General features: G+C 74.2%; 1 protein-coding gene. It reads left to right on the plus strand.

Features of this window, described 5'->3' with window-relative positions; all coding sequences use genetic code 11:
- Window positions 1–14,298, plus strand: coding sequence for a type I polyketide synthase (locus tag AB0E24_RS40395; protein WP_359384617.1), 14,298 nt, complete (start codon window positions 1–3; stop codon window positions 14,296–14,298).
- The last annotated feature ends 26 nt before the right edge of the window (window positions 14,299–14,324 follow it).

Below are 14,324 nucleotides of genomic sequence, written 5' to 3' on the forward strand. Positions count from 1 at the left end.
ATGACAGACGACAAGAAGCTCCTGGACTACCTCAGGCGTGCCACGGCGGAGCTCGGTCAGACCAAGGCCGCACTGCGCGAGGCCCGTCAGGCCCAGCACGAGCCCATCGCCATCGTCGGGATGGACTGCCGCTACCCCGGTGGCGTCGAATCCCCCGAGGACCTGTGGCGGCTGGTGGCCGAGGGCACCGACGCCATCACCGAATGGCCCGTCAACCGCGGCTGGGACCTGGAGGGCCGCTACGACCCCGACCCGGAGCGGCCGGGCACCTCCTACACCCGCAACGGCGGCTTCCTGGACGAGGCGGGCCTGTTCGACGCGGGCTTCTTCGGCATCTCGCCGCGCGAGGCCCTCTCCATGGACCCGCAGCAGCGGTTGCTCCTGGAGACCGCCTGGACCGCCGTCGAACGCGCCGGACTCGACCCGCACGCGCTGCGCGGCACCAGGACGGGCGTGTACATCGGCGCCATCGGCAACGGCTACGGCGACGGCTCCAAGGACGTTCCCGAACTCCAGGGCCTGCTGGACACCGGCACCGCCGACAGCGTGGTGTCAGGCCGCGTCTCCTACGTGCTCGGCCTCGAAGGACCGGCGGTCAGCGTCAACACCGCCTGCTCCTCCTCGCTGGTCGCCATCCATCTGGCCGTCCAGGCGCTGCGCACCGGCGAGGCCACCATGGCGCTGGCCGGCGGCGTCACCGTGATGGCCACTCTGGACGCGTACATCGCCTTCAGCCGCCAGCGCGGCCTGTCCTCGGACGGCCGCTGCAAGGCGTTCGCCGACGCCGCAGACGGCACCGGCTGGTCCGAGGGCGTCGGTGTCCTGGTCCTGGAGCGCCTCTCCGACGCGCAGCGCAACGGCCACCAGGTCCTCGCGGTGATCCGCGGCAGTGCGATCAACCAGGACGGCGCCTCCAACGGACTGTCCGCGCCCAACGGCCCCTCGCAGCAGCGCGTCATCAAGGAGGCGCTCGCCAACGCACAGCTCTCCGCGGGCGACATCGACGCGGTGGAGGCCCACGGCACCGGCACCAAGCTCGGCGACCCCATCGAGGCGCATGCCCTGCTGGCCACCTACGGCCGCCACCGCGAGCGGCCGCTGTGGCTGGGCTCGCTGAAGTCCAACATCGGCCACTCCTCGGCGGCGGCCGGCGTCGGCGGCGTCATCAAGATGGTGATGGCCATGCGCGATGGCACGCTCCCGAAGACGCTGCACGTCGACACCCCGAGCCGGGCCGTCGACTGGTCGGCGGGCAATGTGCGGCTGCTGACCGAGGCCCGGGAGTGGAACGACGAGGGTGGCCCGCGCAGGGCCGGTGTCTCCGCCTTCGGCGTCAGCGGTACGAACGTCCACACCATCCTGGAGCAGGCTCCGGTTGAGGAGTTGGTGTCCGGGGAGGCGGTCGGGGCGCCTGTGGCTTCTGCCGTGGTGCCGTGGGTGGTGTCGGGGCGTTCGGTGGAGGCGGTGCGTGCGGGGGCGGCTGGGCTGGTGCCGCTGGTGGAGGAGGACCGTGCGGCGGTGGGTGCGGCGTTGGTGGGCCGTTCGGTGTTCGAGCACCGTGCGGTGGTGGTGGGTGAGTCGGCCGAGGAGTTCGCGGCGGGTCTGAAGGCGGTCGCGGCCGGTGAGCCGCTGGCCGGTGTGGCCGCGGGTGTGGTGTCCGCCACGGGCAAGGCGGTGTTCGTCTTCCCGGGTCAGGGTTCGCAGTGGGTGGGTATGGCGGTGGAGTTGCTGGAGTCGTCGCCGGTGTTCGCGGCGCGGTTCGCGGAGTGTGAGCGTGCGCTGTCGCCGTTCGTGGACTGGTCGTTGGCAGATGTGGTGCGGTCCGGTGATTTCGGCCGGGTGGATGTGGTGCAGCCGGTGTTGTGGGCCGTGATGGTGTCACTCGCCGGGCTGTGGGAGTCGGTGGGCGTGCGTCCGGACGCGGTGGTGGGTCATTCGCAGGGTGAGATTGCCGCCGCTGTGGTGGCGGGTGCGCTGTCATTGGAGGACGGTGCGCGGGTGGTGGCGTTGCGGTCGAAGGCGATCACGGCGTTGGCGGGTCGTGGTGGGATGGTGTCGGTGCCGTTGCCGGTGGACGAGGTGCGGTCGCTGCTGCCGGAGGGTGTGTCCGTCGCCGCGGTGAACGGTCCCTCCTCGGTCGTGGTGGCCGGTGACCCGGCCGGTCTGGAGACCGTCCTGGCCTCCGTGGAGCGGGCCAGGCGTGTGCCGGTGGATTACTCGTCGCATTCGGCTCAGGTGGAGGAGATCCGTGAGGAGATCCTGAGTGTGCTGGCGGGGGTGTCGCCGCGTGAGGCGACGGTGCCGTTCTTCTCCACCGTGGATGTGGAGTGGGCGGACGGCACGGGTCTCGATGCCGAGTACTGGTACCGGAATCTGCGGCGGACGGTGGAGTTCGAGGCTGCTGTGCGCGGGCTGGTGGATGCCGGGCACTCCGCTTTCGTCGAGGTCAGCGCCCACCCCGTCCTGACGATGGGTATCACCGCGACTGTCGGTGATGAGGTTGTGGTGTCGGGGACGTTGCGGCGGGACGAGGGTGGTCTGCGCCGGTTCCTGTTGTCGGCGGGGGAGTTGTTCGTCCGTGGTGTCGGGGTGGACTTCACCTCGTTCTTCGGCGGCACCTCGGCGTATCGGGACTTGCCGACGTACCCCTTCCAGCGCAAGTGGTACTGGCTGGAGGACAGCGTCGGCATGGCCGAGGCGGAGCAGAACCGCTTCTGGCAGACGGTCGAGGACGGTGGCCTGAGCGAGCTGCTCGGAGTGGACCCGCAGACCCCGCTCAGCGAGGTGCTGCCCGTCCTGTCCGACTGGCGCAACCGCCACGACAGCCGTGCCACGGTCGACTCCTGGCGCTACCGCGTCACCTGGAAGGCGCTGCCCGGCGGTGGTTCCGGTGAGCTGTCCGGCCACTTCCTGGTGCTCGTACCGGAGACCGGCCACCCCCTCGTGGACGAGGTTTGCCGGACCCTGGAGGGCGCCGGCGCCACCGTGACACGCAGGGAGTTGACCGCCGCGGACAGCGACCGGCGGACGCTCGCGCGGCGACTGGCCGACGTGCCCCGCCCCCTGGACCGGGTCGTGTCGCTGGTCGGCCTGGACGAGCGGCCGCACCCGGACCACTCCGTCGTGCCGGTCGGCACGGCCCTCACTCTCGCCCTCGTACAGGCACTGGAGGACGCGGGCGTCGACGCCCCCCTGTGGTGCCTGACCGGCGGCGCGGTCTCCACCGGTGACGACGACCCGGTGACCGGCGTCGCGCAGAACCTGGTGTGGGGCCTGGGACGTGTCGCCGCGCTGGAGTACCCGCGGCGCTGGGGCGGACTGCTGGACCTGGTCACGGGCTTCGACCCCGCCGCTCTGGTGACCGCGCTGGCCGGCGACGGCGACGAGGACCAGCTCGCGCTGCGCCCCGGCGCCGCGTACGGGCGCCGACTCGAACGCGCCCCGCTGCCCGACGGCCCCGCGCCCGAGCCCTGGCGGCCCCGCGGCACCGTCCTCATCACCGGCGGCACCGGCGCCGTCGGCGGCCAGATCGCCGCCTGGCTGGCCCACAACGGGGCCGAGCACCTGGTCCTCCTCAGTCGACAGGGCGGCGAAGCGCCCGGCGCCGCCGAACTGACCGCCGAACTCGAGTCCCTGGGCGCCCGCGTCACCACCGCCGCCTGCGACGTGACCGACCGCGAGCAGCTGGCCGCCCTCGTCGCCGATCTCGAGGCGCGGGGCGAGCACATTCGGTCCGTCATGCACACCGCGGGCGCCGGCAGCCTCGTACCACTGCCGGACACCGACCTCGCCGAGTTCGGCGACACCCTGCACGCCAAGGTGCTCGGCGCCGCCCACCTGGACGAACTGATCGGCGAGGTGGACGCGTTCGTCCTGTTCTCCTCCATCTCCGCGGTCTGGGGCAGCGCCGACCACGGCGCCTACGCCGCCGCCAACGCCTACCTCGACGGCCTCGCGGAGAACCGGCGCGCCCGCGGGCTCGGCGCCACCTCCGTGGTCTGGGGCATCTGGGCCCCGCAGGACGGCAAGGGCATGGCCGCCAACCTCGCCGAGCAGCAGCTGCGCGGCCGCGGCATCCCCTTCATGCGTCCCGCGCTCGCCATCGAGGGCTTCCAGCAGGTGCTGGACCGGGACGAGACGGTCGTCGTGGTGGCCGCCGTCGACTGGGACCGCTTCGCCCCGGTGTTCACCTCGGCCCGGCCCAGCGCGCTCCTGGCCGACCTGCCCGACGCCCGCGCCGCGCTGGCCGGCCAGGACGCGGACGCCGCGGCACAGGACGAGACGAGTTCGCCCCTGCTGGACCGGCTGCGCGCGCTGCCCGCCGCCGAGCAGCGCGAGCTGCTGGCCGAGCTGGTGCGCACCCAGGCGGCGGCCGTCCTCGGCCACGAGTCCGCCGCCGAGATCGAGCCGGGCCGCGCCTTCCGCGAGCTGGGCTTCGACTCGCTGACCGCCGTCGACCTGCGCGGCCGGCTGAACGCCGCGACGGGCCTGCGACTGCCGGTCACCGTCGTCTTCGACTACTCCTCGGCCACCGAGCTCGCCGACCACCTGCGGGACGAACTGCTCGGCACGGCGGTGGCGTCGGCCGCCCCGGTCGCGGTCACCGTGCCCGCCGCGGACGACCCCATCGTCATCGTCGCCGCCAGCTGCCGCTACCCGGGCGGCGTCCGCAGCCCCGAGGACCTGTGGCAGCTGCTCGCCGAGGGGCGCGACGCGATATCCGAGCTGCCCGGCGACCGAGGCTGGGACCTGGGCGAGGTCTACGACACCGACCCCGACCGGCCCGGCACCACCTACTCCCGGGCGGGCGGCTTCGTCTACGACGCCGGCCTGTTCGACCCGGAGTTCTTCGGCATCAGCCCGCGCGAGGCGCTCGCCATGGACCCGCAGCAGCGGCTGCTCCTGGAGACGTCATGGGAGGCGCTGGAGCGGGGCGGCATAGACCCGACCTCGCTGCGCGGCACCCACACCGGTGTCTTCGTCGGAGCCGGGTACCAGGGGTACGGCGGTGACGGCGAGCGGGTGCCCGAGGAGGCCGAGGGCCACCTCATCGCCGGCATCTCCAGCAGCGTGCTGTCCGGCCGCATCTCGTACTCGCTCGGCCTGGAGGGGCCGGCGCTGACCATCGACACCGCCTGCTCGTCCTCGCTCGTCGCCGTACACCTCGCGGCGCAGGCCCTGCGCTCGGGCGAGTGCTCGCTGGCGCTGGCCGCCGGCGCCACCATTCTCGGCTCCCCCCTGTCCTTCACCGGCTTCAGCCGGCAGCGCGGGCTGGCGGCCGACGGCCGCTGCAAGCCCTTCGGCGCCGAGGCCGATGGGTTCGGCATCGCCGAGGGCATCGGCATGCTCGTACTGGAGCGGCTCTCCGACGCCCGGCGCAACGGGCACCCCGTGCTGGCCACCGTGCGCGGCAGCGCCGTCAACCAGGACGGTGCCTCCAACGGCCTGACCGCGCCGAACGGGCTCTCGCAGCAGCGCGTCATCCAGCAGGCCCTGGCCAACGCCGGACTCGAACCCGCCGACGTGCGGGTGGTCGAGGCGCACGGCACCGGTACCAAGCTGGGCGACCCCATCGAGGCGCAGGCACTGCTGGCCACCTACGGCCAGGACCGCGCCGCGCCGCTGCGGCTGGGGTCGCTGAAGTCCAACATCGGCCACACCCAGGCCGCCTCCGGCGTCGCCGGCATCATCAAGATGCTCCAGGCCATGGAGCACGGCGTGCTGCCCCGCACGCTGCACGCGGACGTGCCCTCGCCGTTCATCGACTGGTCCGCGGGCAACGTCGAGCTGCTGACCGAGGCGCGGCCCTGGGAGGGAGCGCGGCGGGCCGGCGTGTCGTCGTTCGGCATGAGCGGCACCAACGCGCACGTCATCATCGAGCAGGTCGGCCCCGTCGAGGAGCCCCCCGTCGAGGAGCCGGCCTTGGAGGACGACGCCACCACGGCCGCGCCGGCCGTGGCCTGGACGCTGTCGGGCCGCACCGAGGAGGCCGTGCGCGAGCAGGCGGGCGCCCTGCTGGACCGGCTCGACGCCGACCCCCTCGACGTCGGCTACTCGCTGGCGGCCACCAGGACCGCCTTCGAGCGCCGGGCCGTCGTCGTCGGCGCGGACCGGGAGCACCTGGCCGCCGGCCTGCGGGCGGTGCGCGACGGCGAGGCACCCGTGCACACCGCCGATGCCGGTCGCCGCACCGTGTTCGTCTTCCCCGGCCAGGGCACCCAGTGGACCGGTATGGCCCTGGAGCTGCTGGAGAGCGCCCCGGTGTTCGCCGAGCGCTTCGCCGAGTGCGAGCGCGCTCTCGCCCCGCATGTCGACTGGTCGCTGACCGAGGTGTTGCGCAGCGGTGAGTACGAGCAGGTGGACCGCGTCCAGCCGGTGTTGTTCTCCGTGATGGTGTCCCTGGCGGCGCTGTGGCGGTCCTGCGGTGTCGAGCCCGACGCGGTGGTCGGTCACAGCCAGGGTGAGATCGCCGCCGCGTGTGTGGCCGGAGCGCTGACCTTGGAGGACGCGGCGATGATCGTCGCGTTGCGCAGCAAGGCACTTATCGCGCTCGCCGGACAGGGCGCGATGATGTTCGTCGCGATGGCTGCCGAGCCGCTGCGCGAGCGGATCGCCGCCTGGGACGGCCGGATCGGTGTGGCCGCCGTCAACGGGCCCGCCGCCGTCACGGTCTCCGGCGACCCCGAGGCGCTGGAGGAGCTGGGCGCCGCGCTGTCGGGCGACGGCGTCATGCGCTGGCCGATCCCCGGCGCCGACTTCGCCGCCCACTCCCGCCAGGTGGAGCGCATCCACGACGAACTCATGCGCCTGCTGGGCGGCGTGACCCCGCGTCCGACGACCGTCGGGTTCTGGTCCTCCGCCGACAGCGCCTGGCTGGACGGCTCCGCCCTGGACGCCGCGTACTGGTACCGCAACCTGCGCCAGACCGTCGAGTTCGACCAGGCCGTCAACCAGCTGATCGCCGCGGGCTACGACGCCTTCGTCGAGGTCAGCCCCAGCCCGGTGCTGGCGATCTGGGTGCAGCGGGCCCTGGAGGCGGCCGACGGCGGAGTCGTCGTCGGCACCCTGCACCGCGAGGCCGGCGGCCTGGACCGCTTCCTGACCTCGCTGGGCGAACTGCACGCGCGCGGTGCCGCGGTCGACTGGCGCGCCGTGCACCGCGGTGGCCGACGGGTCGACCTGCCCACCTACGCGTTCCAGCGGCAGCACTACTGGCTCGTGCCGCTTCCCCTCGAACCGAGGGCCCTGCCCGCGGCCGAGGACACCGACGCCTGGCAGTACCGCGTCGACTGGCGCGTCCTGCACGACCTGCCGACCCGCCCGGCCACCGGGGACTGGCTCGTCGTCACCCCCGCGGGCACCGATGTCGGCGGACACCTCGACGCCCTGCGCCGACAGGGCCTCACCACCCTCGTGGTGCCGTGGGAGGCGGCCGACGACCGCACCACCGGCGCGGCACGGCTGCGCGCGGCGGCCGACGGCCACACACCCGCCGGTGTGCTCTCCCTGCTCGGCCTCGCCGACCGGCCCTGGTCGGACGGCACGGTGCTGCCCACCGGGCTGCCGCTGACCGTGACCCTGATCGGGGCCCTGGGCGACGCGGGCATCGACGCCCCGCTGTGGGCCGCCACCAGCGGCGCCGTCTCCGTCAGCCCCGCCGACCCGCTGGCCGGACCCGCGCAGGCGGCCCTGTGGGGCCTGGGCGGCGTGGCCGGAGTCGAGTATCCGGGACGCTGGGCCGGTCTGGTCGACCTGCCCGCCGCCTTCGACGACCGGGCCGCGCAGCGCCTGTTGACGGTCCTCACCGGCGAGTCCGGCGAGGACCAGGTGGCCGTCCGACCGTCCGGTGTCTACGGTCGTCGCATCGCCCATGCCGGCCGGTCCGGCTCCGCCGCCGGACGCCCGTGGCAGCCCACCGGAACCGTTCTGGTCACCGGCGGCCTCGGCGCCCTCGGCGGGCACGTGGCCCGCTGGCTGGCCACGGCCGGCGCCGAACACCTGCTGCTGACCGGACGGCGCGGTGCGGACACCCCCGGCGCGGACGAGCTCACCGCCGAACTCCGCGCGCTGGGCGCCCGTGTCACCGTCGCCGCCTGCGACGTGGCCGACCGGGACGCCGTCGCGGAGCTGCTGGCCGGCATCCCGGCCGAGACCCCGCTGACCGCCGTCGTGCACGCGGCGGGCGTCCTCGACGACGGTGTGGTCGACTCCATCACCGCCGAGCGCGCGGTCGGCGTGGCCAGGCCCAAGGCCGACGCCGCACTGGTGCTGCACGAGCTGACCCGCGAGATGGACCTGTCCGCGTTCGTGCTGTTCTCCTCGCTGGCCTCCACCGTCGCCGGCACCGGGCAGGGCAGCTACGCCGCGGCCAACGCCTACCTCGACGCGTTGGCCCTGCACCGCCGCGACCTCGGCCTGCCCGCCACCTCCGTGTCCTGGGGGCTGTGGGCCGGCAAGAGCCTGACCGACGAGGCGGTGGCGGCCCGGCTGGTCCGCGACGGCATGCCCGCCATGGACCCCGAGCGCGCCGTCGCCGCCCTGCGGCACGCCGTCGGCTCGGGCGAACCGCACGTGATCGTCTCCGATTTCGCGTGGGACCGCTTCGTCGCGGCCTTCACCGCCCTGCGGCCCAGCCCGCTCATCGCCGACCTGCCGGAGGTGGCCGCGCTCACCGAGCGGACGGCCGTTCCCGAGCGGCCGGCCGCCCTGGACCGGGCCGCACTCCTGGAACTGGTGCGCACGGCCGCCGCCGAGGCCCTCGGCTACGAGGGCGCCGACGCGATCGGCCGGGACCGGATCTTCAAGGACCTCGGCTGCGACTCGCTGACCGCGGTGGAGCTGCGCAACAAGCTCTCCGCCGCGACCGGCCTGCGGCTCCCGGTCACTCTGGTCTTCGACCACCCGACCCCGACCGCCGTCGTCGACCACCTGGCCGCGGAGCTGGGCGAGCCGGAGGTCCGCACCGAGACCGCCGTGGTGACGGCGGCCGGCGCCGCCGTCACCGACGACGCCATCGCCATCGTGGCGCTCGCCTGCCGTTTCCCGGGCGGGGTGCGCACCCCGGAGGACTTCTGGCGTCTCATCAGCCAGGGCGGCGACGCCATCACACCGTTCCCCACCGACCGCGGCTGGGACCTGGACGCTCTCTACGACCCGGACCCCGACCACCACGGCACCACCTACGCCCGCGGCGGCGGCTTCCTGCACGACCTGGCCGACTTCGACCCCGCCTTCTTCGGTATCTCCCCGCGTGAGGCGACCACCATCGACCCGCAGCAGCGGCTGCTCCTGGAGACCACCTGGGAGGCGTTCGAGCGGGCCGGCATCGACCCGCAGTCGGTCAAGGGCAGCCGCGCCGGCGTGTTCGTCGGCTCCAGCTACCACGACTACGGCCTGCGGGTGCGCAACGCCCCCCAGGAGGTGGAGGGCTACCTCGGCATCGGCAGCGCGGGCAGCGTCGCCTCCGGCCGCATCTCCTACACCTTCGGCCTGGAGGGCCCGGCCGTCAGCGTGGACACCGCGTGCTCGTCCTCGCTGGTCGCCATCCACCTCGCGGCGCAGGCCCTGCGGTCCGGCGAGTGCACGATGGCCCTGGCCGGCGGTGCCGCCGCGATGGCCACCCCGACGTCGTTCGTCGAGTTCAGCCGGCAGCGCGGCCTCGCCGAGGACGGCCGCTGCAAGCCCTTCGCGGCCGCCGCCGACGGCACCGCCTGGGCCGAGGGCGTGGGCCTGGTCCTGCTGGAGCGGCTCTCCGACGCCCGGCGCAACGGGCACCCCGTGCTGGCCACCGTGCGCGGCAGCGCCGTCAACCAGGACGGTGCCTCCAACGGCCTGACCGCCCCCAACGGCCCCTCCCAGCAGCGCGTCATCCGCGATGCCCTGGCCGGCGCCCGCCTGGCGCCCGCCGACCTCGACGTGGTCGAGGCGCACGGCACCGGCACCAGGCTGGGCGACCCCATCGAGGCGCAGGCGCTGCTGGCCACCTACGGCCAGGACCGTGCGCAGCCGCTGCTGCTGGGCTCGGTCAAGTCCAACATCGGCCACTCCCAGGCCGCCGCCGGCATCGCGGGTGTCATCAAGATGGTGCTCGCCATGCGGCACGGCACGGTGCCCGGCACTCTCCACGTGGACGAGCCCTCGCCGTTCATCGACTGGAGCGCCGGCAGCGTCGATCTGGTCACCGAGAACACCCCCTGGCCGGTCACCGGCCACCCGCGCCGGGCCGGTGTGTCCTCCTTCGGCGTCAGCGGTACCAACGCCCATGTGATTCTGGAGCAGGTCCCCGACGGCGAGTCGGCCGCCGGCGCTGGTGTGCGGGAGCCGCTGTCGGTGCCGTTGGTGCTCTCCGCCCGCAGCGCACAGGCGCTGCGCGAGCAGGCGGACCTGCTCGACCGGCACCTCGCGGAGAACCCGGACGTGCGGCTCGCCGACGTCGGCTACACCCTGGCCACCGCGCGAGCCCATCTGGAGCACCGGGCGGTCGTGCCGTACGGCGACCGTGACACGGTTCGTGCCGCCCTGCGGTCGGTGACCGGCACCGTGCCGCCCGCCGAGCCGCGCATGGCGTTCCTCTTCTCCGGCCAGGGCAGCCAGCGGCTGGGCATGGGGCTGGGGCTGCACCGTGAGTTCCCGGTGTTCGCCGAGGCGTTCGACGCCGTCTGCGCCGCCCTCGACCCGCTGCTGGAACGGCCGCTGCACGAGGTGATCGGCGCCGCCGCCGGCTCCCCGGACGGAGAGCTGCTCGACCGTACGGCCTACACCCAGCCGGCCCTGTTCGCCGTCGAGGTCGCCCTGTTCCGGCTCGCCGAGCACTGGGGCCTGCGGCCCGACCACCTCATCGGCCACTCGGTCGGCGAGCTGGCGGCCGCCCACGTCGCCGGGGTGCTGTCGCTGCCGGACGCGGCCCTGCTGGTGGCGGAGCGCGCCCGGCTGATGCAGGCCATGCCCGCCGACGGCGCCATGGTCTCCGTGATGGCGCCCGAGGAGACGGTGCTGCCGTACCTCGCCGAGTACGGGGACCGGGTCACCGTGGCCGCGGTCAACAGCACGGTGGCCACCGTCGTCGCCGGTGACGAGGACGCCGTGCTCGATATCGCCGAACGGCTCGCCGCCGATGGCCATAAGACCAAGCGGCTGCGCGTCAGCCACGCCTTCCACTCCCCGCACATGGACGGGATGCTGGAGGAGTTCCGCCAGGTCGCGGCCCGGCTGGAGTACCACCCGCCGCGCATTCCCGTCGTCTCCAACGTCACCGGTGACCTCGCCGGCGCCGACGAGCTGTGCACCCCCGACTACTGGGTGCGCCACGTCCGCGACACGGTCCGGTTCCTCGACGGCGTACGCGCCCTGGAGCGGGCCGGCGTGACCGCGTTCGTCGAGATCGGCCCCGACAGCTCCCTCACCGCGCTCGCCCAGGACTGCCTGGAGGGCCGGGCCGAGCTGATCCCGCTGCTGCACCGGGACCGCGACGAGGCCGAATCGGTCACCGCCGCCCTGGGCCGTTTCCACGCCCAGGTGGCCACCCCCGGCTGGGAACGGGTCTTCGCGGGCCGCGACGTGCGCCGCGTGCCGCTGCCCACCTACGCGTTCCAGCGAGAGCGCTACTGGCTCGACGACACCGCGGGGGCCGGCGACGTGACGTCGGCGGGTCTGGTCGCCACCGGGCACCCGCTGATCGGCGCCGCCGTCGAACTGGCCGACGCCGACACATACGTCTTCACCAGCAGGCTGTCGCTGCGCAGCACGCCCTGGCTGGCCGATCACGGGGTCTTCGAGGAGGCCCTGTTCCCGGCGACCGCCTTCCTCGAACTGGCGGTCAGGGCGGCCGACGAGGTCGGCTGCGCCCGGGTCGACGAACTGTCCCTGGCGGCACCGCTGGTCCTGCCCGAGGACGGTGCCGTCGTCCTTCAGATGCGGGTCGGCCCGCAGAGCGCGGACGGCACCCGCTCGCTCGAGGTGTTCTCCCGGCCGCAGGACGCGCCGGCCGACGAGGCGTGGACCCGGCACGCCGACGGTGTGCTCTCGCCGGGCGCCACGCCCGTCGCACCCGGCGCCGAGGCGCTCGCCGAGTGGCCGCCGCCGGGCGCCGAGCCGATCGACGTGACCGGCCTGTACGAGCAGTTCGCCGAGAGCGGCTTCGCCTACGGCCCGGTCTTCCAGGGGCTGACGGCGGCCTGGCGCCGCGGCGACGAGGTGTTCGCCGAGGCCGCCCTGCCCGCCTCCCAGCGCTCCGAGGCCGGCCGGTTCGGACTCCACCCGGCCCTCCTGGACAGCGTGCTGCACTCCCTCGCCTTCGGCGTGCTCAGCGGCAGCGGCCAGGCATGGCTGCCGTTCGCCTGGAGCGGTGTCACCCTGCACGCCGGCGGCGCGACCGCCGTCCGGCTGCGGATGGCGCCCACCGGGGACAGCTCGATGTCGGTTGCCCTCGCCGACGGTACCGGGGCGCCGGTCGCCACGGCCGAGTCGCTCGCGCTGCGGCCCGCGGCGCCCGCCCGGTCCGCGACGGGTGGCGGCCGGACCCACCGCACCCTGTTCCGCCCCGAGTTCACCGAGGTGCCGCTGCCCACCGCCGATGCGGTTCCCGCGTTCGAGGTGCGCGGCTACGAACCCGGGCAGGACGCCGAGGCGGTGCGCCGCGCCACCCGGCGGGCGCTGGCCGACATCCGCGACTGGCTCGGCGCGGACCGGGCGGGGGCGAAGCTCGTCTTCAGCACCCGCGGCGCGGTGCCGCTGACGGCCGACGACGACGTGCCCGACCTCGCCGGCGCCGCCGTCTGGGGTCTGGTCCGCTCCGCGCAGACCGAGCACCCGGACCGGTTCGTGCTGGTCGACCACGACCACGACCACGACGACCAGGACCGGGCCGACGCGGCGGCCGCGTACGCCGTCGCCTGCGGCGAACCGCAGCTCGCGATGCGCGACGGACGGGCGTACGCCTACCGCATCGCACGCGTCCCGGTGGGCACAGCGGACGCCGCGCCGCAGTGGGAGCGCGGCGGCACCGTCCTGGTGACCGGCGGCACCGGCGCGATCGGCGCCCATGTCTCCCGCCACCTGGTCACCGAGCACGGCGTCAAGCGGCTGCTGCTGACCAGCCGCAGCGGTATGGCAGGCCGGAGCGCCGCACGGCTGCACGAGGAGCTGACCGCGCTGGGCGCCGAGGTCGAGGTGGCGTCCTGCGACGTCGCCGACCGCGACGCGCTCGCCGCCCTGCTCGCCGCGGTCCCGTCCGAGCACCCGGTCACCGCCGTCGTCCACACCGCCGGTGTGGTCCAGGACGGCATCGTGGCGTCGATCACCGACGAGCAGCTGGACTTCGTACTGCGGCCCAAGGTCGACGCGGTCCTCAACCTCCAGGAGCTCACCGCCGGGCTGGACCTGTCGGCCTTCGTGGTCTTCTCCTCCATCGCCGGCGTCTTCGGCGGCATGGGACAGGCCAACTACGCGGCGGCCAACGCCTTCCTGGACGCCCTGTCCCACCGCCGCAGGGCCCAGGACCTGCCGGCCGCCTCGCTGGCCTGGGGCCTGTGGGCCAACGACGCCGGCATGAGCGGCCACCTCAACGAGAACGACTTCAAGCGCATCGCGCGCGGCGGCATCATCGCCTTCCCGCCCGCGGAGGGCCTGGAGCTGTTCGACACCGCCCTCGCCGAGGACCACCCGGTCCTGCTGCCGCTGCGCCTGGACACCAAGGCGGTCCAGGCACAGGGCGAGGTGCCCGCGGTGCTGCGGGGTCTGGTGCGCGCGACGGTACGGCGCGGCGCCGCCGACACCGCCACCGGCGCCGCCGAGGCGGCGGGCCTGGCCCAGCGGCTGTCCGGGATGACGGACACTCAGCGCGACCGGGCCCTGCTCGACCTGGTCCGTGACCACACGGCCACCGTGCTGGGCTTCGTCGACGCCGACTCCGTCGACGCCGACCGGGGCCTGATGGAGGCGGGCTTCGACTCGCTGACCGCGGTCGAGCTGCGCAACCGGCTGGGCGCGGCCAGCGGACTCCGGCTGCCCGCCACCCTGCTCTTCGACTACCCGTCGTGCCGTGCCATCGCCGGCTACCTCGCCGCCGAGCTGGTGCCCGAACCGGCCGCGGCGGGGCAGCTGCCCGGCCTCGCCGAACTGGACCGGCTCACCACCCTCCTGGACGACGAGCGCTACCGCGAGGAGCTGACCGGCCGGCTGCACGACCTGCTGGCCAAGGCGCGCGCGGCCGCCGGTGACGACTTCGTCGAGGAACGCATCGACGCGGCCGACGACGACGAGATCTTCGACTTCATCGACAACGAACTGGGCATGTCGTGACCGCCCAACAAGGTAGAGGGACAGCA

Origin of the sequence: Streptomyces malaysiensis subsp. malaysiensis (assembly GCF_040653035.1) — a bacterium.
Lineage (GTDB): Bacteria > Actinomycetota > Actinomycetes > Streptomycetales > Streptomycetaceae > Streptomyces > Streptomyces malaysiensis.

Bases quoted from the DNA above. Each gene is read 5' to 3' on its own strand.
- AB0E24_RS40395 (WP_359384617.1), top strand. From the start codon at position 1: ATGACAGACGACAAGAAGCTCCTGGACTACCTCAGGCGTGCCACGGCG.